At 75.1% G+C, this 22958-nt stretch carries 18 protein-coding genes, 3 pseudogenes and 1 riboswitch; of the genes and pseudogenes, 6 read left to right on the forward strand and 15 right to left on the reverse strand.

Annotation, left to right across the window (positions count from 1 at the left end; translation table 11 throughout):
• Positions 1–97 precede the first annotated feature (97 nt).
• Positions 98–250: pseudogene (locus tag ABGB16_RS21875) on the forward strand (DivIVA domain-containing protein); the annotation flags it as partial.
• A gap of 82 nt (positions 251–332) precedes the next feature.
• Here ABGB16_RS21875 and ABGB16_RS21880 read toward each other — a convergent pair.
• The 6 genes and pseudogenes from ABGB16_RS21880 to ABGB16_RS21905 all read right to left on the reverse strand — a co-directional run.
• A complete protein-coding gene (locus ABGB16_RS21880; protein ID WP_347669959.1) occupies positions 333–1184 on the reverse strand; it encodes an alpha/beta fold hydrolase in 852 nt (283 codons plus the stop codon).
• A gap of 138 nt (positions 1185–1322) precedes the next feature.
• On the reverse strand, positions 1323–2768 hold the full coding sequence (locus tag ABGB16_RS21885) for an alpha-amylase family protein (protein WP_347669960.1): 1446 nt from the start codon (positions 2766–2768) through the stop codon (positions 1323–1325).
• Positions 2769–3447: 679 nt separating this feature from the next.
• A complete protein-coding gene (gene serS / locus ABGB16_RS21890) occupies positions 3448–4734 on the reverse strand; it encodes a serine--tRNA ligase (RefSeq protein ID WP_347669961.1) in 1287 nt (428 codons plus the stop codon).
• Between the two features lie 113 nt (positions 4735–4847).
• On the reverse strand, positions 4848–5924 hold the full coding sequence (locus ABGB16_RS21895) for a MerR family transcriptional regulator (protein WP_347669984.1): 1077 nt from the start codon (positions 5922–5924) through the stop codon (positions 4848–4850).
• A 107-nt stretch (positions 5925–6031) separates the two neighbouring features.
• Positions 6032–7204 (reverse strand): saccharopine dehydrogenase NADP-binding domain-containing protein, encoded by a 1173-nt coding sequence (locus tag ABGB16_RS21900; protein ID WP_347669962.1) that lies wholly within the window; start codon positions 7202–7204, stop codon positions 6032–6034.
• A gap of 24 nt (positions 7205–7228) precedes the next feature.
• Positions 7229–7550 (reverse strand): annotated as a pseudogene (locus tag ABGB16_RS21905) (glutathione-dependent formaldehyde dehydrogenase); the annotation flags it as partial.
• Between the two features lie 163 nt (positions 7551–7713).
• Between ABGB16_RS21905 and ABGB16_RS21910 the strand changes: the two are divergent.
• On the forward strand, positions 7714–10422 hold the full coding sequence (locus ABGB16_RS21910) for a LuxR C-terminal-related transcriptional regulator (RefSeq protein WP_347669963.1): 2709 nt from the start codon (positions 7714–7716) through the stop codon (positions 10420–10422).
• 1 nt (position 10423) lies between these two features.
• Here ABGB16_RS21910 and ABGB16_RS21915 read toward each other — a convergent pair whose 3' ends face one another.
• The 3 genes from ABGB16_RS21915 to ABGB16_RS21925 all read right to left on the reverse strand — a co-directional run bounded on the left by ABGB16_RS21915 (position 10424) and on the right by ABGB16_RS21925 (position 12320).
• The gene (locus ABGB16_RS21915; RefSeq protein WP_347669964.1) at positions 10424–10972 is read right to left on the reverse strand and encodes a DsbA family protein; all 549 of its coding nucleotides are present in this window, start codon (positions 10970–10972) and stop codon (positions 10424–10426) included.
• Positions 10973–11037: 65 nt separating this feature from the next.
• Positions 11038–11715 (reverse strand): BON domain-containing protein, encoded by a 678-nt coding sequence (locus tag ABGB16_RS21920; RefSeq protein ID WP_347669965.1) that lies wholly within the window; start codon positions 11713–11715, stop codon positions 11038–11040.
• 197 nt (positions 11716–11912) lie between these two features.
• Positions 11913–12320 carry a hypothetical protein gene (locus ABGB16_RS21925; RefSeq protein WP_347669966.1) on the reverse strand — a complete coding sequence of 136 codons (408 nt, stop codon included), beginning with the start codon at positions 12318–12320 and terminating at the stop codon, positions 11913–11915.
• A gap of 314 nt (positions 12321–12634) precedes the next feature.
• Between ABGB16_RS21925 and ABGB16_RS21930 the strand changes: the two genes are divergently transcribed.
• On the forward strand, positions 12635–12997 hold the full coding sequence (locus tag ABGB16_RS21930; protein ID WP_347669967.1) for an STAS domain-containing protein: 363 nt from the start codon (positions 12635–12637) through the stop codon (positions 12995–12997).
• Positions 12998–13049: 52 nt separating this feature from the next.
• Entirely contained in the window at positions 13050–13520 is a 471-nt protein-coding gene (locus ABGB16_RS21935; protein ID WP_347669968.1) for an SRPBCC family protein, read from the forward strand.
• A 9-nt stretch (positions 13521–13529) separates the two neighbouring features.
• On the opposite strand, the gene ABGB16_RS21940 is transcribed toward ABGB16_RS21935, so the two are convergent.
• From ABGB16_RS21940 to ABGB16_RS21965, 6 genes and pseudogenes are all read right to left on the reverse strand, one after another.
• On the reverse strand, positions 13530–14006 hold the full coding sequence (locus ABGB16_RS21940; RefSeq protein WP_347669969.1) for a hypothetical protein: 477 nt from the start codon (positions 14004–14006) through the stop codon (positions 13530–13532).
• A gap of 120 nt (positions 14007–14126) precedes the next feature.
• A complete protein-coding gene (locus ABGB16_RS21945; RefSeq protein WP_347669970.1) occupies positions 14127–15191 on the reverse strand; it encodes a hypothetical protein in 1065 nt (354 codons plus the stop codon).
• Between the two features lie 4 nt (positions 15192–15195).
• A riboswitch (cyclic di-AMP (ydaO/yuaA leader) is annotated at positions 15196–15328 on the reverse strand.
• 154 nt (positions 15329–15482) lie between these two features.
• Positions 15483–16397, reverse strand: a complete 915-nt coding sequence (locus ABGB16_RS21950) for a cation diffusion facilitator family transporter (protein ID WP_347669971.1) — start codon at positions 16395–16397, stop codon at positions 15483–15485.
• A 108-nt stretch (positions 16398–16505) separates the two neighbouring features.
• Entirely contained in the window at positions 16506–18623 is a 2118-nt protein-coding gene (locus ABGB16_RS21955) for an AAA family ATPase (RefSeq protein WP_347669972.1), read from the reverse strand.
• A 267-nt stretch (positions 18624–18890) separates the two neighbouring features.
• Positions 18891–19784 (reverse strand): annotated as a pseudogene (locus ABGB16_RS21960) (alpha/beta hydrolase); the annotation flags it as partial.
• A 160-nt stretch (positions 19785–19944) separates the two neighbouring features.
• A complete protein-coding gene (locus ABGB16_RS21965; RefSeq protein ID WP_145773112.1) occupies positions 19945–20274 on the reverse strand; it encodes a hypothetical protein in 330 nt (109 codons plus the stop codon).
• 367 nt (positions 20275–20641) lie between these two features.
• Between ABGB16_RS21965 and ABGB16_RS21970 the strand changes: the two genes are divergently transcribed.
• Together ABGB16_RS21970 and ABGB16_RS21975 are read left to right on the forward strand one after the other, a co-directional pair.
• Positions 20642–21133, forward strand: a complete 492-nt coding sequence (locus tag ABGB16_RS21970; protein ID WP_347669973.1) for a DUF3145 domain-containing protein — start codon at positions 20642–20644, stop codon at positions 21131–21133.
• A gap of 71 nt (positions 21134–21204) precedes the next feature.
• Positions 21205–22935, forward strand: a complete 1731-nt coding sequence (locus ABGB16_RS21975; RefSeq protein WP_347669974.1) for a glycoside hydrolase family 3 N-terminal domain-containing protein — start codon at positions 21205–21207, stop codon at positions 22933–22935.
• Positions 22936–22958: the final 23 nt, after the last annotated feature.

Consider the following 22958-nt stretch of genomic DNA (forward strand, 5'->3'; position numbering starts at 1 on the left):
CGAAGGCACGCAGCCGGGCCCGAGTCTCCCCGTCAAGGGGAGGCCCAGGCAGCTGCCTGCGTGCGGTCGACCGGCACGGCGCCCATCAAGGCGGCGCCGGCGCGGGTTCGACCCGGGGGAGGTGTGGGAGTTCCTCGACCGGGTCGCGGGCGACCTGGCAGCCGCGTACGACGCGCTGGCGCAGAGCCGCCGAAAGACCGACCGGATCAACGAGGCGCTGCGTCAGGCTCACGGGTGGCTCCTCCGGTAGGCGATACTCGCCAACCATTCAATCTGAACCGCGCTGAATCGCGCGCCTCGCCGAGCCGGCCCGGTTCGTGGTCACCTGAACCTCACCAGTGGGGGGCCTCGCCGACGATCGCCGGGGCGCGGGTGTTCGCCATCTCCACCGACCAGTCCAGGGCGTAGTCGGCCACCTGCTCCCAGCCGGGCTCCCCGACGGTGAAGTGCGACCGCCCCGGGAACCCGTGGTAGTAGGTCACCGCCCGGGACTTCTGGTACAGGCCGGCGACCGCCTTCACCACCGCCGCCGGTACCACGTGGTCCAGGTCGCTGCCGATCAGCAGCAGTGGCCCCCGCTCGTTGTTGCCGTTGTCCACCCCGGCGGCCGAGTCCGGGTTCAGGTTGGCGAACGCGCCCTCGAAGAGCACGTGCCCCGCCGCCGGTACGGCGTACCGCTGCCAGGCCCGGTCGGAGTCCTCGGCGCTCATGGTGTTGCCGAAGGCGTACCGGAACTCCTCGGGGGTGATCGGCACGGCCCGGTGCCGGTTCCGGGGGTTGCGGAGCACGGGGTACGCGGCGCGCAGCGTGCTCACCGGGAGCCGGACCACCCCCTTGATCGGCGCGGGGTGCACCCCGACCGCGACGGCGCCGAGCCCTCGGTCGAGCAGGACCTGGGCGAACAGGCCGCCGAAGGAGTGGCCCATCACGATCGGCGGGCTCGGCAGCTTCTCGATGATCGCGGCGTGGTGGTCGATGATCTGGTCCATGGTCAGGCTTGCGATGGGGCCCGGGTCCTCCCGCAGCGCCTCGACCTCGCGGTCCATTCCCGGCCAGGCGGGGGTCAGCACCCGGAAGCCGCGCGACCGGTAGCGGTCGGCCCAGTTCTCCCAGCTCCGGGGCGTCATCCAGAGCCCGTGGAGGAGCACGATCGTGTCGACCCGTCCCTTTCGCGTGGTATTCATCCCCTCAACCCCCCGCTGTCGCGACGCGGACCCGGCTCGGTTACCCGCCCTCGCGGGCGGGGAACGCGAAGGGCGGAGACGGGTCGGCCCTCGCCCGCGGACGAGCGCCGCGGGCGAGGGGCCCTACGGTACGGCCGGTCAGCTCAGCCTGGCGCCGACGTGGATGGCGATCGCGTCGTGGGCCGGGACGTTGGCGGCGAACCAGCCGCTGCCGTCCACCGTGATCACCGGCCCGCTGCACGTGCCGTTGCTGAAGTCGCCGTGGATGATGTCGCAGTACCGGCCGGCGGGCAGCCCCGTGTAGTACGACCGGCCGTTGACCGCGAAGTCCTCGTCGTTGATCGTCAGGTACCCCTTGCCGGACCGGCTGAAGGCGATGTGCTGGTAGCCGTTGTCGTACCAGTTGGCGACGCCGGCGCCCTGGGTAACGTTGTTGAAGCCCACCATGTTGAGGATGACCCGCCAGCGGTGCTCGCACTCCCAGCCGGAGTAGCACGTGGTGTTCAGGGTCTTGTTGCTCCCGTCCGAGGGCGGGCCCTGGTCGCGGTTGCTGAACGTGTAGCTGGACATCACCGTGGGGGAGCCGTACGGCCAGCCCAGCATGAAGGCGTTGGCCAGGGCGTAGATGCCCCGGTCGTGGTAGGTCAGCACGCCGCCCTCGCGCTGGGTGTCGTGGTTGTCCACGAACACCGCCGACACGCCGGTCGGCAGGTGGCCCCATCCCTCGCCGAAGTTCTTCAGGTACGCCAGCCGCTCGCTGCGGAACACCCGGGCCAGGTCCTTGCCGTACCGGAACTCGTGCACGTCGCCGTTGCCGGTGTACTCGGTCGGCAGGATCGGCTCGCCCGGGCCGTAGATGACCTCCTGCACGATGTACGCCGACCGGGAGAGCTTGGCCTTGATCCCGGCGATGTCGGCGGCCGGCATGTGCTTGCTGGCGTCCAGCCGGAACCCGTCCACGCCGAGCGAGAGCAGGTCGTTCATGTACCCGGCGATCTTCGACCGGACGTAGTCCGACTCGGTCTTGAGGTCGGCGAGGTTGACCAGCTCGCAGTTCTGCACCTCGTACCGGTCGTAGTAGTTGGCGATGTCGTTGTTGCCGTTGCGGCCGCAGTAGTGGAAGTCCTGCGACTGGTAGATGCCCGGGTAGTCGTAGTGGCCGTACGACGAGCCGGCCCAGCCGGTGCCGCCGGCGTCCTGGCCGGACATGTGGTTGATCACCGCGTCCACGATGACCTTCACCCCGGCGGCGTGGCAGGTGTTCACCATGGACTGGAACTGTGCCCGGGTGCCCTTGCGGGACTCGATCCGGTAGCTGACCGGCTGGTACGCCACCCACCACTGGTTGCCCCGGACGTGCTCCTGCGGCGGGGAGACCTGGACGTAGCCGTACCCCTTCGGGCCCAGCACGTTGGTGCACTCGCTGGCCACACTCGGCCAGTTCCACTCGAACAGGTTGGCGATGACCTTCTTCGTGCCGTACGGGGCCGCGGCGGCCGGGGGCGCCGACACGGCGGTCGGTGCGAGCAGGCCGGCGATCAGGCCCAGGGCGAGCGCCGCGGAGCGGCCTCGACGTCGACGCATCGAAACTCCTACGGGATCGGGGGATGGGGCGGTGCGGCGGGGGAAGGCGCCTCGGTGCCGGAATCTTGCAGGTCAGGGCTGAAATTTTCGGCAAGGTTACAAGCGCGTTGCAGAATCTGTCAACGCATGGAGATTCATCACTGCAATGGCGGCCTGTGGGCCACTCTCTGTGCTTGGGCCCGGGTGGTCACCTACAGTGGCGGGCCTTCCGAGCCGACCGACTCGGTTTCGTCCCTTTGCTCTGCACCTGCGGACGCAACGGTGCGGCTACCAGCGGAAACATCCGTCGGTCGCGTTGCGCCCGCCGCCGTAGCGGTCACTCACGGTGCCTGTCGCCTCGGTGGGTGCAGAGCAAAGTGCTGGCGTGTGGTGGTGGGGGTGGGTGGGTCCGTCGCTCCCCGTCATCGCCGCCCCTGCGCGAGCGATGACGCCCCTGCGCGGGGGCTGACGCCCATGCCGCGCCCATGCCGCGAGGGCTGACGCCCCTGCGCGAGGGCTGACGCCCATGCCGCGCCCATGCCACGAGGGCTGACGCCCATGCGCGAGGGCTGACGCTCACGCCCAAGCGATGACGCCGGCGTCGGGCCGTACGGCAGGGGCGGCCGGGTAGCGGCGCAGCGCAGCCGCGAAACGGCTCGGCGGGGGTCGGGTGAAACCCGACCCCCGCCGATGGAAGGTGTCAGCGGATCGGCGTGAGCCGGTCGGTGCCCAGCCGGTCGCGGAGCACCTCCGGCACCAGCACCGAGCCGTCGGGCTGCTGGAACTGCTCCAGGATCGCCGGGAACAGCCGGCTGGTGGCCAGCGCCGAGCCGTTCAGGGTGTGCACGAACCGGGTCTGCTTGCCGCCCGGCTCCCGATAGCGGATCGCCGCCCGGCGGGCCTGGTAGTCGCCGCCCCAGGAGACCGACGACACCTCCTTGTACTTGCCGGTGCTCGGCATCCAGACCTCGATGTCGAGGGTCTTGCGCATCGCCGCGCTGGCGTCGCCGGCCGCGAGCAGGCTGCGCTGGTAGTGCAGCCCCAGCCCCTCGACCAGGCTCTCCGCGTGGCCGACCATCTCCTCCAGGGCGGCGTCGGCCTGCTCGGGCAGGGTGAACTGGAAGATCTCCACCTTGTTGAACTGGTGGCCGCGCACCGTGCCACGCTCGTCCGAGTGCGAGCCGGCGGCCTCGCGCCGGTAGCACGGGGTGTACGCGAACACCTTCAGCGGCAGCTTCGTGACGTCCAGGATCTCGTCCTGGAACGCGCCGAGGATCGCCGTCTCCGCCGTGGGCAGCAGGAACTGCCCGCGCGGGGCGGACCGCTTGTCCAGGTGGTAGACGTCGTCGTAGAACTTGGGGAACTGACCGGCGGCGAAGCCGGCCGTGTCCAGCAGCAGGTGCGGCGGCAGCAGGAACTCGTACCCGGCCTCGACGTTCCGCTCGATCAGCCAGTTGACCAGCGCCCACTCCAGCCGGGCGCCCATGCCCGTGTACATCCAGAAGCCGGAGCCGCCGAGCTTGACCCCGCGCTCATGGTCGACCAGGCCGAGCGCGCGGCTCAGCTCCACGTGGTCGCGGACCTTCTCGATGGCCGGCGGCTCGCCGAACGTCTTGACGACCCGGTTGGCCTCCTTGCCCCCGGCGACCACGTCGTCGGCGGGCACGTTCGGCAGCTCGCTCATCCGCTCGCGCAGCCGGGACTGCACCCCGTCCAGCTCCGACTCCAGTTCGGCGAGCTGCTTGCGCCCGGCCTCCGGCGCGGAGACCTCCGGCTCGGTGCCGGCCCGCTTCGCCGCCGCGTACGCCCGGGCCTCCGCCTTGCGACGCTGCCGCTCGGCGTCGATCTCGGTGATCAGGGCGCGGCGCTCCTGGTCGAGCCGCTGGATCTCGTCCAGCGCCCGGTTGACCTCGGCGGGATCCAGTCGCTTCGCCAGCGCGGTCGCCACCGCCTCGCGATCCTTCCGGATCAACTCCATGTCGAGCATGCTGCTCCGTACGCCTCCGTCCGGGGAGTCAGGTGGGACCCCCAGATGCTACCGTCGCGGCCCTCCGCGGCCGGTCCGGCCCGGAACGACGGGCCCGGGCCGCTCCCGGCCGGTCAGAGCCGGATCGGCATCAGGATGGAGAACGCGTCCTCGTCGTCCGGTCGGCGCACGGCCAGCGGGGTGATCGGCCCGTCCAGCTCCAGCACGAGCTGCCCCCGACCGGCCGCGTCCAGCGCGTCGAGCAGGTACCGCCCGTTCACCCCGATCCGCAGCTCGTCCGGCCCGGCGGCGGCCAGCGCGTCGCCGTCGAGGACCCGCAGCGCGCCCCGGTCGTCCAGGCCGAGCACGGTCACCGCCACGTCGTCGCCCTCGTACCGGCGGACCAGGGTCGGCCCGCCGTCGGCGAGCGCCGCGCGCAGCGCCGGCACGTCCACGTCGATCCGGTACGCCGGCGCGTCGCCGACCGACCCGTGCAGCAGCCGCCGGTAGTCGGGGAAGTCGTACGGCAGGGCGGTGCCGGCCACCTCCCGCCCGGCGACGGAGACGGCCACCGTGGTCCCGTCCACCCGCAGGTGCGCCTCCGTCTCATCGCTGCTGTCCAGCAGCGCGCGTACCCGGTCGACCAGGTCCACCGCGGCGAGCGCCCGCAGCGGGGCGCCCTCCCGCCGCCCGGGAACCCGGGACACCGCCATCCGGTGCCGGTCGGTGGCGACGAGGCGTACGCCCTCGTCGGAGACGTCGAGCAGCACCCCGGACAGCACCGGCAGCTCCGGGTCGGCGCCGACGGCGAAGCGTACGGCGTCGATCGCGGCGGCCAGGTCGGCGCGGGACAGGACGAGACGGGTGGCCATGGGACTCTCCTCGGGGGTGATCAGGGCGCGGACCCGGGAGAGCTCGCGGCGCGCGTCGGCGAGGCCGTCCTCCAGCCGGCGCAGGTGCCCGTCGAGCAGCCGCCCCACGACGGCCGGCTCGGCGCGGTGCCGTACGGCGGCGGCGATCTCGGCCAGCGGCATTCCCACCCGGCGCAGCCCGGCCACCAGCCGGGCCGGGGCGACCTGGTCGTCGGTGTACCAACGGTAGCCGGTCACCGGGTCGACCAGGGCCGGCACCAACACCCCGGAACGGTCGTAGAACCGCAGGGCGCTGACGGTCAGCCCGCTGGCCCGGGCCAGCTCGCCGATGCTGCGCAGTTCGCTCTCCACGGCGGTGATCCTGTCGCCTCAACCTGCTTGAGGGTCAAGCCTCCCTCACTCCAGCACCCGGAAGCCTTCCTCACGCCAGAGCGCGACAGCCTTCCTCACTCCAGCGCGCGGAAGGTCAGGCCGGCCGCCGTGAGACGGGCGAGGAGGGCGTCCCCCATCGCCGTCACCGGGGTCACCTGGCCCGAGGTCGGCGGCAGGTCGTCCAGCGCCAGGCACAGCGCCGACTCGGCCAGCATCTTGGCGGTCTCGTCGTACCCCGGGTCGCCGCCGGACACCTCGGTCAGCACGCGGCGGCCGCCGCCGGAGCCGAGGAAGCGCACCCGGAACCACGACTTCGCCCGCTGCTGCGCGGTCGGCCCCTGGCCGGAGGCGAGCCGGCCGAGCAGCCAGCGCCGGGTCGGCGGGAGCTTCGCCAGCCCGGCCAGGCCGCCCAGCGCGGCGGCGGCGAGCAGGATCGTCGGCAGCCGCTTCACCGCCGCGAAGTGCCGGTACCGGAAGTCCGGCCCGTACTCGGGGCGGGCCGCCGCCGACCGCCGCACCACCTGTGGGTCGATGGTCGGCAGCGGCACCGCCCACATGCCCAGCTCCCGGGAGCGCCCCACCCGGCCCGGCACGGCCCGGACCCGGCGTCCCTCGGGGCGCGGCTCGACGGCCCGGCGCTCGCGCGCCGCCCGTTTCGTCTCCGCCGTCCGGGAGAACGCGAGCAGCGCCGAGTGGTACGTGCCGGCGGAGATCCGGCCGCCGGCCCGGACGAACCCGTCGACGGTGATCGGCGCGTCCGGCGGCAGCCGCCTGACGGTGAACCATGCCCCGAGGTCGTGCGGGATCGAGTCGAAGCCGCAGCTGTGCACCAGCCGGGCGCCGGTGCGCACCGCCTCGGCGTGGTGGCGCACGTACATCTCGTCGACGAACTCCGGCTCGCCGGTGATGTCGACGTAGTCGGTGCCGGCGCGGGCGCAGGCGGCGACCAGCGGCTCCCCGTGCCGGACGTACGGGCCGACGGTGCTGGCCACCACCCGGGCGGCCTCGGCGACCGCCCGCAGCGATCCGGGGTCGCCGGCGTCGGCGGTCAGCAGCGGCAACTCGGCCAGCGCCGGGTCGACGTCGGCGAGCCGGTCCCGGACGGCGGCCAGCTTCGCCGGGTTGCGCCCAGCTAGGGCCCAGCGCAGCCCGTCCGGCGCGTGCCGGGCCAGGTAGTCGGCGGTGAGCGCGCCGGTGAACCCGGTCGCGCCGAACAGGACGAGGTCGTACGGCCGCTGCGTCCGCATCCCCCGAGTCTCCCACCGATGGGTTCAGGGCGTGAAGACCGCGCGGACGCAGCCGTCGGCGCGGTCGCGGAACAGGTCGTAGCCGAGCGGCGCCTGCTCCAGGGGGAGGCGGTGGGTGGCCAGGTGCCCGGTGGCGATCTCGCCCCGGGCGATCCGGTCCAGCAGCATCGGGATCCAGCGCTGGCCGTGCTGCCGGGCCCGCCTCCACGCAGACGTCGGGGCCCCGGCCGCCGCTGCGTTCCCGCAGCTCGGCGGGGACGTCGACGGCCCGGTAGTCGAGGATCTCCGCCCCGACGTGCCGCTCGGCCAGCCGCAGCCGGTCCGGGTACCGGTCGATCACCACCACACCACCACCCGGTCGCCGACGCGGTGCCGGCGCACCCGAGGCCCGACCTCCACCACCTCGCCGCGCCGGTCGGGGTGAAGCGGGTTCCCCCCGAAGGGGTGAACCGGCCGGGGCGGGGTAACCGCCCGCCGCACGACCCGGGGGAGCGTGGGGGTGGGGCCGGATGCTGCAGGGCGACAGCGAGATCATGGTCGGGGCGGCGGCCGGGCCGGCGCCGCTGCTGGCGTCCCGGCTGGCCCCCGCCCCGCTGCCCGAGCCCGTGCTCGTCCGGCCCCGGCTGCTGCGCCGGCTCGACGAGGGGACGGCCGGGGCGGTCACCGTGGTCTCCGCCCCGGCGGGGTGGGGCAAGACGACCCTGCTCGGGACGTGGGCCCGCTCGGTCGAGCCCACGCCCGCCTGGGTGTCCGTGGAGGCCGGCGACACGGGGGCGCGGCTGTGGGCGTACCTGGTGGCGGCGCTGCGGACGGCGGAGGGGCACCGGGGAGACCAGGCCGAGCCGCCCGCCCCGCCGGTGCCCGACGTGCCGCCCCGCCCGGACCAGCTGGAGCCGCTGGCCGCGGCGCTCGCCGCCCGGGAACGCCCGATGCTGCTGGTCCTCGACGACCTGCACCGCGTCGGCGACCCGGCGGCGCTGGCCGGCCTGGAGTTCCTGCTGCGCCACGGCGGGCAGCGGCTGCGCCTGGTGGTGGGGGCGCGCGCCGACCTGCCGCCGGGGCTGCACCGGCTGCGGCTGGCCGGGGAGTTGACCAGCGTCGGCCCCGACGAGCTGGCGTTCACCGACGACGAGGTGGCCGACCTGCTCGCCGCGCACGGCGTGCCCGTGCCGGCGGACGTGGTGCCCCGGCTGCGTGAGCGTACCGGCGGCTGGCCGGCGGGGCTGCGGTTCGCGGCGCTGGCCCTGCGGGCGCGCCCCGACCCGGCCGGCGCGGTGGAGCAGTTCGGCGGCGACCAGCCGGACGTGGCCGGCTACCTGCGCGAGGAGGTGCTCGACCCGCTGGACGAGGCCGCCCGGGACGCCCTGCGCCGGGGCGCGGCGGTGGGGGCGTTCCGGGCCGACCTGGTGGACGCGCTCACCGGCCGGTCCGACGCCGAGCCGGTGCTGACCGCCCTGGCCAACCCCGGCGGCTTCGTGCGCCGCGACGACAGCCGCCCGCCCTGGTACCGCTGCCACCCGCTGCTGGCCGACCTGCTCCGCGCCGAACTGGCCGGGCTGACCGACGGGCAGCGGCGGGAGCTGCACCAGCGCGCGTCCGACTGGTATGCCGCGCACGGCCGGCCCGCCGAGGCGCTGCGGCACGCCCTCGTGGCCGGCCACTGGGCCCGGGCCGTCGGGCTGCTGGTGGAGCGGTGGCCGGACCTCGCGCCGTACGACCGGGAGGCCGCGGCCGGCCCGCCGCCGGCCCCACCGCCGGCCGACGCCGTCCGGCGGGATCCCGAGCTGGGCCTGGCCGCCGCCGTCGAGCGCGCCCACGCCGGCGACCCGGCCGCCGCCGCCGAGCAGGCGCGCCGCGCCGCCGGGCCCGCGCGGTCGCTGCCCGTGCCGCGCCGGGACCGGTTCCACCGGCTGGCCACCGCCGTGGAGGTCACCCTCGCCCGGCTGGCCGGCGACCACGACGGGGTACGCCGCGCGGCTGCCCGGCTGCTCGCCACGCGTACGGCCGGCGGCCCGGCGGACGACCCGCGGACCGCCGGCACCGACGACGCCGACGCGCGGGCGACGGCCGGGGCGGCGCTCGGCCTGGTCGCGCTCGCCGAGGGCGACCTGCGCGCGGCGGGGGAGGAGTTCGCGCGGGCGCTCGCGGCGGCCCGGGAGGCGGGCCGGCCCCGCACCGAGCTGCTCTGCGTGAGCCGGTCCGCCCTGCTGTACGTCGCGCGCGGGGAGCTGCGGGCGGCCGAGCGGGCCGCCCGGGAGGCGCTGGCCATGCCGGCCTGCCAGGGCTGGTCCTGCCGGGTGGACTGCGCGCACGGCCACCTGGCGCTGGCCGTGGTGGCGCTGCACCGGGACCTGCCCGAGGAGGCGGAGGCGCACCTGGCGCTGGCGGTACCGGCGACCGGGGAGGCGACGGCGGCGGGAGGCCTCGCCGCGCTGTGCCGCGCCGCGCTGCTGCGCGACCGGGGCGACCCGGGGGAGGCGCTGCGGGTGCTCGCCGCCGCCCGCGACGGCCTGCCCGGCGCCGGGGAGCTGGCGTACGCGCTGCTCGCCGCCGAGGCGGACCTGCGGGCAGCCCACGGCGACCTGGGCACCGCCCGTGCCCTGCTCACCGAGCCGCAGCCCCCGCCCGACGGGCGGCTCCCGGCGCTGGCCGTCGCGTTGGCCCGGGTGGAGCTGCGTGCGGGCGACCCGCGTGCCGCCGGGTACGCGCTGCCCGACTGGGACGGCCCGGACGCCGCCGCCTGGCCGCTGCCCGTACGCCTCGACGCCGGCGTGCTGGACGCGGTGCTGGCCCGCCGGACGGGCGACGAGCGACGGGCGGGGCGCGTGCTGGAGCGGGTGCTGGAGCTGGCCGAGCCGGACGGGTACCGCCGCGTCTTCACCCACGCCGAGCCGGGCGTGCGCGACCTGCTCGCCGCGCACCTGGACTCCGGCACGGCGCACTGGCCGACGGTGAGCGACCTGGTCCGGGGCGCCGGGGAGCCGGCCGACCGGCGGGCCGCCGCCGCGCCCGAGCGGGGGCTCGACGAGCCGCTCACCGAGCGGGAGCTGACCATCCTGCGCTACCTGCAGAGCATCCTGTCCAACGTCGAGATCGCCAGCGAGCTGTCGCTGTCGGTCAACACCGTCAAGACGCACGTCCGCAACATCTACCGCAAGCTGGACGCCACCCGGCGTCGCGAGGCCGTGCGCCGGGCGCGCGAGCTGCACCTGATCTGAGTCAGGCGGTGGCGGCCTGGTCGACGGCGGCGAGCAGCTCGGGCAGCGCGTACCCGCCCTCGTAGCGGACGTCGTTGACGAACAGGGTCGGGGCGGCGGCCACGCCGCTGCGGATGCCCCCGACGAAGTCCCGCCGGACCCGGTCGGCGTGCGCGTGCCGCTCCACCTCGGCGCCCACCTCGTCGGCCGGCAGGCCGAGCTGTTCCACGCCGAGCGACAGGTGCACCGGGTCGAGCTGGTCCTGGTGCTCGTACAGCCAGTCGTGCATGTCCCAGAACCGGTCCCGCAGCCCGGCCGCCTCGGCCGCCTCGGCGGCGCTCTCGGCGTACGGGTGGAGGTTGCTGATGGGGAAGTGCCGGTAGACGTGGCGCACGACGTCGGCCCGCTGGCGCAGCAGCTCCGCGATGTTCGGGTACGCCAGGCCGCAGTGCCGGCACTGGAAGTCGCCGTACTCGACGAGGGTCACCGGGGCGTCCACCGGCCCCCGGGAGTGGTCGGCCTCGGTCACCGGCACCCGCAGCCGCGGGGTGACCTGCAACGGCGTGGTCATGAGCGTCAGCCTCCCGCCCGGCCGGGTGAGCGCGGGTCACCCGGCCCGGGTGGTTCTCCGGGCGGTCAGTCGGACACGGTGAGGTGGTTGTGCACCGAGTGGATGCCGGGGGCGGACCAGACGGTCCGCTCGATCTCCTCGCGTTCGGGCACCGAGTGGACCAGGCCCTCCAGCCGTACGCTGTCGCCGCGCACCAGGACCGTCACCCGCTCGCCGTTCACGGCCGCGTTGCGGGCCAGCGCGTCGACGATCCGGTCGGTCAGCTCGCCCGAGTCGGGCCGCGTCGCCGGGCGTACCGTCAGGCCGTTGCTGAGCCCACGTACGCCGGTCAGCCGGCCGACCGCCCGCTCCACGGCCCGCCGCTGGTACTCCCACTCCACCTCGCCGTGCAGCGTGACCCAGCCGTTCGAGACGGTCACGTCGATGGGTTCCACCGGCACGAACGCGTCCCACTCCAGCGCCCGGCCGACCGCCGTGGCGAGCTCCGTGTCGGTGCGCTGGGACGGGCCGGGGAGCCGGACGGTGACGTCGTTGGCGACCGCCCGGACCCGGGCGACCCGGTGCGCGGCGCGCTCCGCCGCGTACTTCTTGGCGTAGCTGTCGACCCAGCCGGTCAGCGTGACGACGCCCTCGGTGACGGTCACGCCGATCTCGTTCGGTCGGACCCGCGGCTCCCAGGTCAGCTCGTCCAGCACGTCGGTCTGGATGTCCTGGTCGGTACGGGTGGTCGCCGAGGTGGCCATCGCTCGCTCCTCCCGGTGGTCGGGCCGGTCCGTGCGGCGGGCGTGTGCCCGCCCGGTCCGAGCCTGCCGACGGCCGGGGTGAGCCGGACTCACCCGGCCGGGGTGAGGGCGGGGGGCCACGGCCCGGGCGTCGCCGGCCGGGGTGAGGGCGGGGGCCACGGCCCGGGCGTCGTTTCGGCCGGCGCCCGGGCCGGTCCTCAGCCGTCCAGCCCGACGGGGGAGTTGGGCCGGTCGACGTCGACGAACTCGACGTCGTCCGCGCCGTAGTCGGTCCGGCTCCCGGCCGCGCGGGCGGCCGTGCCGGCGGCCCAGCCGACGGCGGCGCCGACCAGGGCGGCGCCGATCAGCAGGGCCCAGGGCAGGGCCGGGCGCCGCCCGGCGAGCGCGTCGAACGCCAGCACGGCGCGGCGGCGGGCCTCGTCGGCGGCGGAGCCGACCAGGTCGCCGGCCTCCCCGGCCAGGCCGGAGCCGCCACGGCGGGCCGAGCGGGCCGTGTCACGGACGGTGTCCCCGGCGGAGCTGACGGCGGAGAGCAGGTGCTGCCACGCCTGGTCCGCGATCCGTTCGGGTCTGCCGCGGCGTTCCAGCAGGTTCGTTCCCAACATGGTGCATACCTCCTCGGGTGCCAACCCCGCAGTGCCCCGGGCGGCGCCGCCGCAAACCCGGACGACGGGCACGCCCGGTACGCGAGGTGCGCGCAATGGTCGGTGGGGACCGCTACCCTGGGGCGGCGAGATCGGCCATCGGGGCCGGTCGTGTGCCGAACCAGATGTGAATAGTCCGGATGGGGCGTTTTCTGCGCCCTGATCCACGAATTGCTCATCCTGAGGGGTGGCGACCGAGGCCGTCGGAGGAATACTCTCGGTCGCGGCCCGCGTACTGATGAGGCGCCCGTGAACGGGCGAGTGGAGGTGCTCGCGTGAGCCTGTCGATCGTGAAGTCGGTACTGTCGGGTGGTGTCATCGAGATCGCCCCGCGCGGTGAGATCGACGTCGACACCGCGTACGAGGTGCGCGAAGCCGTCGCCGAGGTGCTCGCCAAGGGGCGGCCCACCCGCATCGAGCTCAACATGCGCCTCGTCACCTTCATCGACTCCGTCGGCATCAGCGCGATGGTGGCCGGCTTCCAGACCGCCGAGGTCAGCGGTGTGAAGCTGGTCGTCACCGAGCCGAGCCGGTTTGTCCACCGACAGCTCTGGGTCACTGGCCTGCTCGGCCTGTTCGGCGCCCCGGAGCCGTACTACGCCGGCAACGCCACCCCGGAGGTCCTGCCCGGCGCCTGACCGCCCGCCGGGTTCCTTTTCTCGCCGGCTCCGGTGGGGGATGATCGTGGGCGTGTTGCGGCGCGACAGCTTCCAGTACTCCGTCCAGGCGCGCTGCCCGCGCGCCGAGGCGGTGGCGCTGCTGGGCGACCTGTCCCGGCAGGGCGAGCTGCATCCGCTGATCGAGCGGGTGCGCCAGCTGCCGCCCCGGCCGGGCGCCCGGGCCAGCTACGCGATCACCGACCGGCTCGCCGCCGGTCCGCTGCGCTTCACGACGACGTACCAGGCGGACGTCCTGGTGGTCACCGAGGACGAGGTCGTCGCGGTGGCCCGGCAGTGGCCGGCCACGTCGGTGCGCAACCACACCCGGCTGCGCGACGAGCCGGACGGCGTGGTCCGGATCGACGTCGAGATCACGCTTGTCGCCCCCGCCCCGCTGTTCGGGTACGCCTTCCGGCAGGCCCGCTCGGCGCACCTCGGCCTGGCCCGCCGGCTCGCCGAGGTGCTGGGCCGTCCGCCGGACGGTTCCGCCTCGCGGGCCTGAGCCCTCCGGCTAACGGCCGCCCGACCTCCGCAGCCGCCCCCACGGCTTGTACGTGGACAGCACCGTGGCCACCACCAGGAGGGCGGACGACACGCTCGGGGCCACCACCAGGTCGACGCGGTCGTGCGCGGAGGCCGCCCCGGCCAGCTCGCCGAGCAGCCGCAGCTTCGGGGTGAGCAGGAACAGCACCAGCCCGGTCATCACCGTGGTGAGCAGTAGCTTGACCAGCACCCAGCGGTACCGCAGCAGCCCCCACGGGGTGAGCAGCGAGCTGGCCACCCCGACCAGCCAGACCGCCACGCTCAGCGGCGCGAACAGCCAGGTGCCGACCAGCGCGGCGGCGGGGTAGACGGCGGCCGGGTCCGCGCCGCGCAGGCCGGCCACCCCGAGGGTGAGCAGGACGAGGTCCGCGCCGAGCCAGCCGAGCGCGGTGACCAGGTGCAGAGTGAGCAGGGCCTTGCGGGCGCGGGGCGGGAGTCGGGTCATGTCCCGATGCTCGCCGCGCCGGCCGCCCGGGTCGTGGGCCCACCGGCGACATCCCGCGTACGCCCGGGGGCGTAGCGCCCCGGTGGCCCGCCGCGCGACGGGCCACCGGGGGACGCGGGATCAGTACACCGACAGGTGCACGTGGTTGGTGTGGTCGCTCGACGGGTCCCCGTTGCCGCCGCTGTACGCCTTCCAGCCGCTGCTGGGCAGCCAGATCTGCTTGAACCAGATCACGTACAGCACGGCCAGGTTGTCCGCGTTGCGGACGAAGTACGCCGCCAGGTTGTTGCCGTACGTGCGGTCGCCGCCGGTGGCCACGCCGCCGAAGCCGTCCTTCTGGGCGGCGAAGTCGCAGGCCCGCCCCTTGGGATGCTCGCCGGAGCCGCCCGGGCGGTAGCAGGAGACGTACCGGGTGAAGCCGGCGGCCTTGGCCTGGTTGAGGGCGTGCAGCGTGCGCGGGGTGATGCAGCCGTTGGCCGGGGTGGGGTCGTTGACGCTGCACGACTCGGCCGGCCAGGAGCCGTCGGGGTTGCGCTTGGCGGGGGTGGCGGTGGCGCCGGAGGTGCCGCCGGGGCTCGACCCGCCGCTGGCCCGCTCGTTGGCCACGGCCAGCGCGCGCTCGGCCTGCTCCTTGCGCTTGCCCATCACCGTCACCTGCCGGCGCTGCTCGCGGATCTCGCCGTCGAGCGCCTGCTTCGTCCGGTTCGCCTGGTCCCGGGTCTCCAGCAGGTCGCGCAGGATGCGGTCCTCGTTGCTGGCGACCTGGTCGAGCGCCGCCGCCCGGTCCATGAACCCCTCGGGCGAGGCGCTGTTCAGCAGCGCCGACGCCGCCCGGAGCCGGCCAGTCTTGTACGCCACGCCGGCGATCTCGCCGACCCTGGCGTCGCGCACGGTCAACTCCGCCTCGATCGTCTTGAGCTGGGCGCCGAGCTGCCGCTGCCGCTGCACCGAGCGGTTCAGGGCGGCCTTGGCGTCGAGGTAGCCCTTGCTGGCCGCCTCCAGCGCGGCGCGCAACGCCGGGGTGCCGCCCTCGTCGTCCTGGCCGGGCGCGGCGGCGAGCAGGGCGGCGGCCGGGGCCCCCTGTGCCGGGCCGGCGGGGGCGACCGCGAGGGCGCCGGCGAGCGCCAGCGCGAGCAGGGCCGCCACCCGGGCGGCCGTCCTTCGTACAGGTGCCACTACTGGCATACGCGTGTCCTTCCGTCAGCCGCCGACCGGGTTAGCTGACGGGTTCGGGACGGAAGATCCCTACCGCTCACGCGGATGCACCCCACGAAACGTGGTTCCCCGGCTCGCCCTCGCGGGCGATTAGGCGACGGCCGCCGCGGGCGCCGGTGGGCGCCACCGGAGCGGAGGCCGGGACCGAGCCTACCGGTGCTGGTGGGGTGGGCGCTGCGCCCGTGACGCACGGTACTTGGATCAAACCCATCAAATCCGGCATGTTGGCACAATAGTCCACCGAATCGACGGCGCTGGGTATCACCAGGCGGTCGGACCGCAGTTTCCCGGCGATGTTCCCGGCTCGACCTGCAGCGTGGCGTGCTCGATGTGGAAGTCCTCGTGCAGAGCCGTGCGGGCGGCGGTCAGCACGGCGCCCACCTCGGCGCCCGGGGCCATGGTCAGGTGCGCCGAGGCGACCTCCATCCCGGAGGTCAGCGTCCAGACGTGCAGGTCGTGCACCTCGACCACGCCGGGCACCGCCGCCAGTCGGTCGTGCACGGCGGTGACCTGCAGGTGCTCGGGGGCGGCCTGCACCAGGATCCGGACGGCGGCCCGGCCCAGCCGCCAGGTGCGGGGCAGGATGAAGACGCCGATCGCGACCGCGACGAGGGGGTCCGCCCACCACCAGTCGGTCGCCCAGATCAGGGCCGCGGCGACGATCACCCCGACCGAGCCGAGCAGGTCGCCCACCACCTCCAGGTACGCCCCGCGCAGGTTGATGCTCTCCTCTGCCGCGCCGCGCAGCAGGGCGAACGCGACCAGGTTGGCGAGCAGGCCCAGCACCGCCACCGCGAGCATCGGGCCGGTCGTCACCTCCGGCGGGTTGCCGAACCGGCGCACCGCCTCGACGAGGACGTACACGGCGACGCCGCTGAGCAGCAGCGCGTTGCCGAGCGCGGCGAGCACCTCCAGCCGGTACAGCCCGAAGGTGCGCTGGGGGTCGGCGGTGGCGCGGCGGGTGGCGGTGATCGCGGCGAGCGCCATGCCGATGCCGAGCACGTCGGTGAACATGTGCCCGGCGTCGGAGAGCAGCGCCAGCGAGCCGGTGGCGTACGCGGTGGCCGCCTCGACCAGCATCAGCGCGCCGAGCAGCCCGAACGCCGCCCACAGCCGGCCCCGGTGGCGCTCGGCGGCGTACGTGACGCCGTGGTGGTGGTCATGACCTGCGCCCACGCCCACACCCTCCGTCCCTGTCCCGCTGCCGGCCCAATCTATGCTCACATCGCTATGTGTGCAAGTAATCGTCGGCACTCCGACCGGTGACCCCGTCCGGGTACCCGGTCAGTCGGTCGGGTCGACCGTGGTGAGGCGCTGGGTGGCCCGGGACAGGGCCACGTACAGGGTCCGGACGCCGGAGCCCGGGTCGGCCCGGATCTCCCTCGGGGCGACCAGCACGACCCCGTCGTACTCCATGCCCTTGGCCTGGAGGCTGGTCACCACCTGCAGGCGCGGGCCGGCCTGGCCGGCGAGCCAGCCGGCGACCTCGTCCCGGCGCGGGACCGGCGTGATCACCCCGACCGTCCCCTCCACCTCGCCCAGCAGCTCGGCGACCGCCGCGCCGACGGCCGGCCGCAGCTCGGCCGGCGGGACGGTGAGCTGGACCGGCTCGACGCCGGTGGTCCGGACCGCGCTGGGCAGCGCGAGGTCCGGGTAGAGCCGGCGGATCTCCGCCGCCGCCACCGCGAAGATCTCGGCGGAGTTGCGGTAGTTGGTGGTGAGGGTGAAGTGGTGCCGGCGGCGTCGGCCCAGCGCCTGGTCCCGGGCCCGGGTCAGCTCCTCCTCCTCGCCCGTCCACGCCGTCTGTGCCGGGTCGCCCACCACCGTCCAGGACGCCAGCCGCCCGCGCCGGCCGATCATCCGCCACTGCATCGGCGAGACGTCCTGGGCCTCGTCGACGACCACGTGCGCGTACTCGCGGTAGTCCTCGGGGCGCTGCCGGGCCGCCTCGCGGGCCGCCCGCTGCCGCTCGGCGTGCGTGCTCAGCTCGCGCACCCCGCCGGCCAGCTGGAACGGGTCCCGCTTCGGCCGGGCCGGCCGCACCGGCTTGCCGAGCAGCGCGTCCAGCTCGTCGAGCAGGGCGATGTCGGCGATCGTGAGCCCGTCGGTGTCCAGCGTCCGGTACGCCTCGGCGAGCAGGCCGATCTCCGCCCGGCTCAGCACGCCCCCGGCGTACCGGCGCAGCCGCTCCGGGCGGGCCAGCCAGCCCAGCACGTGCCGGGGGTGCAGGCGCGGCCACCACGCCTTGAGGAACTCGCGGAACTCGGGCCGGTCGGCGATCTCGTCCTCGAACGCGCGCTGCTCCGGCAGCCGGGCGATCTCCAGCCGGCGGGCCTGCGCCCACAGCGCGGCGAACACCCCGTCGAAGCCGGCCCGGCGCACCTCGTTGCGGCGGGCGCCGCGGGGCAGCGCCCGGTCCCGGATGCCGTCCAGCTCCCGGCGGTCCAGGCGCAGCAGCGTGCCCCGGTAGAGCAGCCGCAGCTCGCCGGGGCCGCCCGGCACGGCGTCCCGGACGGCGCGCTCCAGCACCCGCCGCATCCGCAGCGACCCCTTCACCGCCGCCACCTCCTGCGGGTCGGTACGGGTGGCCGACATGCCGGGGAAGAGCGAGCCGAGCGAGTGCAGGGTGGCCGCCTCCTCGCCCAGCGACGGCAGCACCGAGGAGATGTACTCCACGAACACCGCCGACGGGCCGACCACCAGGATGCCGCCGCCCGCGTACCGGCTGCGGTCGGAGTAGAGCAGGTACGCCGCGCGGTGCAGCGCCACCGCCGTCTTGCCGGTGCCCGGGCCGCCGGCGACGAGGGTCACCCCGGAGCCGGGGGAGCGGATCGCCTCGTCCTGCTCGCGCTGGATGGTGGCGACGATGTCGCGCATGCCGCGGCCGGTGGCCCGGGACAGGGTGGCCAGCAGCGCACCGTCGCCCACCACGGCCATGTCCGGCGGGGCCGCCCCCGGATCCAGCAGGTCGTCCTCGATCCGGGTCACCCGCTCGGCCGAGGACTGGATCGTGCGTCGCCGCACCACGCCCAGCGGCTGCGCCGGGGTGGCCTGGTAGAACGCCGCGGCGGCCGGGGCCCGCCAGTCCACCACCAGGGTCTCGGCGTCCTCGGCGCGCACCCCGAGCCGCCCGACGTGCAGCACCTGGCCGCCGCGCAGGTCCAGCCGGCCGAAGACCAGCCCCTCGTGCTCGGCGTCGAGCAGGTGCCGCCGCTGGGCGGCGTGGAAGACCATGGCGTCCCGTTCCACCAGGGCTCCGAAGTTGCCCACCCGGGCCAGTCGGTAGCCCTCCTTCTCGGCCAGGGCGGCCGAGCGGCGCAGTTCGGCGAGGCGGGCGTACACCCGGTCGAGATGCCGTTGCTCGACGGCGATCTCCTGCTCCAGGGTGGTCCGGTCGGTCAACGTACGGGCTCCTCGCAGACGTCGGCGCCGGTCGCGCCGGGGTGTCCGGGTGAGGGTACGGCCAGCGGCCAGGGCCGTCGCGGGGCCATGCCGGTCCCGCGATCCGCCCCACGTCCCGGCGGCGCGGGCCGGCGGCGGTCAGCCGGCCGGGACGGTGCCGGATTCGGCGGTCGGGCCGGCGGTCGTGCCGGCCCCCCGGGCGGGGGCCGGACCCGTGGCGGCGGCCGGACCCGTGGCGGCGGCCGGACCCGTGGCGGCGGGCGCCGTGGCCAGCACCCGGCGCAGCACGCCGGCCAGCGCGGCGTTCACCTCGTCGGGCCGCTCCATCATGAGCATGTGCCCGGCGCCGGGGCAGACGGTCAGCGTGGTCTCCGGCAGCGCCGCCGCGATCGACTCGGCGCACGGCGGCGGGGTGAGCCGGTCCCGGTCGCCCACCAGCGCCGCCGCCGGCAGGTGGGCCAGCGCGGCGAGGGTCTCCAGCCGGTCCTGGGCCGCGATCGAGGCCCGGAAGCCGCCGATCGAGCGCAGCGAGGCGCGGGCCACCGCGGAGGTGACCAGCCGGATGTCCGCGGGATCGCAGCGGTCGCCGAACAGCAGCCATCGGATGCTGGGGCGCAGCGCGCGCAGCAACGGTCGGGGCGGGCACCACGAGCCGCAGCGGGCCAGCACCCCGGCGCCGGTGGTCTCCGCCAGCCGGATCAGCCGGGCGACGCGGGGCGAGAGCCCGTAGACGGTGTGGGTGTGGCCCTCGGCGGTGGTGGAGACGAAGACCAGCCCGGCCGTCCGGGCGGCGAAGTGCCCGGGGTGACGGTGCGCGTACTCCATGATCGTCATGCCGCCCATCGAGTGCCCGACGAGCACCACCGGGCCGGCCGGGGCGGCGGCGTCGACCACCGCGGCGAGGTCGTCGCCGAGCTGGGCCAGGGTGGCGGTACGCAGCGGCATGCAACTGGACCTGCCGTGGCCGCGCGCGTCGTACGTGAGCACCCGGACCCGGTCGCCGAACCCGTCCCGGACCGCGGCGAGCTGGCGGCGCCAGCCGCGCCCGTCCAGCGTCCAGCCGTGCAGCAGGATCGCGGTGACCTCGGCGTCGGCCGGCCCGGACGCCTCGACGTGCAGGCGTACGCCGTCGGGCAGCCGTAGCTCCACGTGCTCGGGCATCGCCGCCTCCCCTTGGCCGCCCGGAAATACACACCGGCTACCCACCATGGCACCACGCCAACCGTCCGGCGGGCGAGTAGGAAGGACTCCTTGTCGACGACGAACCGCCCGCCGGGATGACCCCGACGGGCGGTTCGTGTGTCGCGTGGGGGGAGGGCTCTCAGCCCTCGAAGACGCCGGCCTCGACGAGGCGCTTCTCGGTGGCGTCCCAGCCGTGCTCCGGGTGGGCGGCGGCGAGGCCGTTGATCTCGGCCCGGATCTTGGCGGCGTGGCCGGCGGCGGCCAGCACCCGGATCTCCTCGATGAAGGCCTCGGAGTCGGTGCGCAGGTGCGCCGTCTTGCCGTTGGTCAGGTTCCGCAGGTAGGCGTGCTTGCCACCGTTGAGCGGAATGATGTACTTGAACTCGCCCAGCACGCTGAGGGCGCCACCCTGGCCAGCCTGGCCGGCCCGGACTGACGCGCGCGCGGTCTTAGAGGTGTTGCTCGCCACGGAGGTACTCCTTGAGACGTACGGGAGGACGGTAACGTCCGGGGGCTGGTGACGGGTGACGCCCGGCTGGAGCCTCGACCCGTCGAAGATGTGCGCGGCACAGGCCGCCGATGGAACTGTACACGACCACGGCGCCTGGCTGGTCGCCGTGCCTGTTCGAAGGGCACAACCGGGTGGGTCGCCCGGCTATTCCGACCGCCCGGCGGGCCGGGCCTGGCGGCCGGTGGGCCGGACAGCGCACCTACCGCAGGGCAATTTTCCGATTCCCTGGCGTACCATCCGTCACACCAGTCATCATGTGTTCCAGTGACATCTCGGGTGGTCGAGGTCGTAGGGGAAGACGCACCTCGCTCTCCGGGAGGTCTCCGTGCCAACGCGTGGCGTCGTATACGTCCACTCGACCCCGCTCGCCGTGTGCCCACACGTCGAGTGGGCGATCGCGCGCGTCCTCGCCGCGCCGGTCAACCTGCACTGGACGGCGCAGCCCGTCGACCCCGGCGCACGCCGCGCCGAGTGCGGGTGGACCGGCCGTCCGGGGACGGGTGCCGAGCTGGCCGCTGCCCTCCGGCAGTGGCCCATGATCCGTTTCGAGGTGACCGAGGAACCGAGCGCCGGTGTCGACGGGGAACGCTTCATGTACGTGCCGGGCCGGGGCCTGTTCCGGGCCACGGTCGGGGCGGCCGGCGACATCCAGCTGGGCGAGGACCGGCTGCGCGCCATCATGGCCGCCGCCCGCGCCCCGGAGGCGCTGACGCACGCCCTCGACAAGGCGCTCGGCACCGCCTGGGACGCCGAGCTGGAGCCCTACCGGTACGCCGGCGACGGCGCCCCGGTGACCCTGCTCACCCGGGTCGGCTGAGGCCCAGAGCACGCCCGGCGGGCGGCGGTCGCCACCAGGTCAACTTGCCCCGATAAGGGTGAACTGGTGGGATGGGCGGCGTGTCGATTACCCCTCGACGTGCCGCCCTCGCGCTCACCGCTCTGACCGCACTGCTCGTCACCGGGTGCGCGGGGCCGGCGGACGGGCCGGGCGTCGCCCCGCCGACCACCACCCCGGCGGCGACGCCGACCCCGTCCGGGTCGACCGCCCCCGACCCCGCCGCCCGCGCCGCCGCCCTGGCCGGCGCCCTCGCCGACGAGGACCTGGTCGGTCAGGTGCTGATGCCCTACGCGTACGGCAGCTCGGCGACGGACGTGTCGGACGCCTCCGCCGCCGGCAACCGGGCCCTGGCCGGGGTGGCCACCCCGGCCGAGATGGTCGCGAGGTACCGGCTGGGCGGGCTCATCCTCGTCGGCTTCAGCGCCGACGACCCCACCTCCGGCAACCAGGTCACCACCAACGTCGACAACCCGCAGCAGGTCCACGAGCTGACCGGCGGGCTGCGGGAGGCCGCCGCGAAGCTGGCCGCCGGCCCGTCCGGCTTCCTGGTCGGCACCGACCAGGAGTACGGCGTGGTCACCCGGGTCACCGACGGTGTCACGCTGCTGCCCAGCCCCCTCGCGGCCGGGGCGGCCGGCGACCCGGCGCTCACCGAGGCCGCCTGGCGCGCGGCCGGCACCGAGCTGGCCGCCATGGGAATCAACATGGACTTCGCCCCGGTCGCCGACGTGCTCGCCAAGCGCAGCACGGTGATCGGGTCCCGGTCGTTCGGCGCGGACCCGCAGCGGGTCGCGGCCCAGGTGGCCGGCGCGGTCCGGGGGTTGCAGGGGGCCGGCGTGGCGGCCACCGTCAAGCACTTCCCGGGCCACGGCCTCAGCGCCGCCGACTCGCACAAGGACCTGCCGGTGGTCGGCCAGTCCCGCAAGGTGCTCGACAGCGTCGCGTTCCCGCCGTTCGCGGCCGGCATCGACGCCGGGGCCCTCGCGGTGATGTCCGCGCACCTCGACGTCACCTCGATCGACCCCGGCGTCCCGGCCACCTTCTCCCGCAAGGTCCTCACCGACGTGCTGCGCGGGCAGCTCGGCTTCAAGGGCGTCGTGGTCACCGACGGGATGAACATGCCGCCGGCCAAGCGCTGGTCGCCGGGGGAGGCCGCGGTCCGGGCGCTCAACGCCGGCAACGACCTGATCCTGATGCCGCCCAACGTCACCCAGGCGTACGACGGGCTGCTCGCCGCGCTGCGCGACGGGTCGCTGCCCCGGGCGCGGCTGGTCGAGGCCGTCACCCGGGTGCTGACGATGAAGTTCACCCTGGCCGACCGCCCCGCCCCGGCGATGTCCACGCTCAACAGCCCGGAGCACCGCAGGGCCGCCGAGGCGCTGGCCGCCGGCGCGGTGACCGTGCTGCGCGGCTCCTGCGCCGTCGGCGTACGGGGCCCGGTGACCGTCACCTCCTCCGGCGGGCGGGACCGGACCCGGGCGCTGCTGACCGAGGCGCTGACGGCGGCCGGCGTCCAGGTGAAACCGAGCGGCGGGACGAAGGTGCACCTCGTCGGGTACGGCGACGGCGCCGGCGACCTCAGCGGGGACGCCGACGTGACCGTCGCGATGGACACCCCGTACGTGCTGGCGCACGCGAAGTCGCCCACGCTGCTGGCCACGTACTCCTCCAGCCGGGCGTCCATGACGGCGCTGGCGGCGGTCCTCGCCGGCAGGGCCCGACCCACCGGCCGCTCGCCCGTGCCGGTCCCCGGCCTCCCCGCGACCACCTGCGGCGACTGACGCCCCGGCGCCGCGCCGGACGA

This window comes from Micromonospora sp. B11E3, from assembly GCF_039871625.1.
Taxonomy (GTDB): domain Bacteria; phylum Actinomycetota; class Actinomycetes; order Mycobacteriales; family Micromonosporaceae; genus Micromonospora.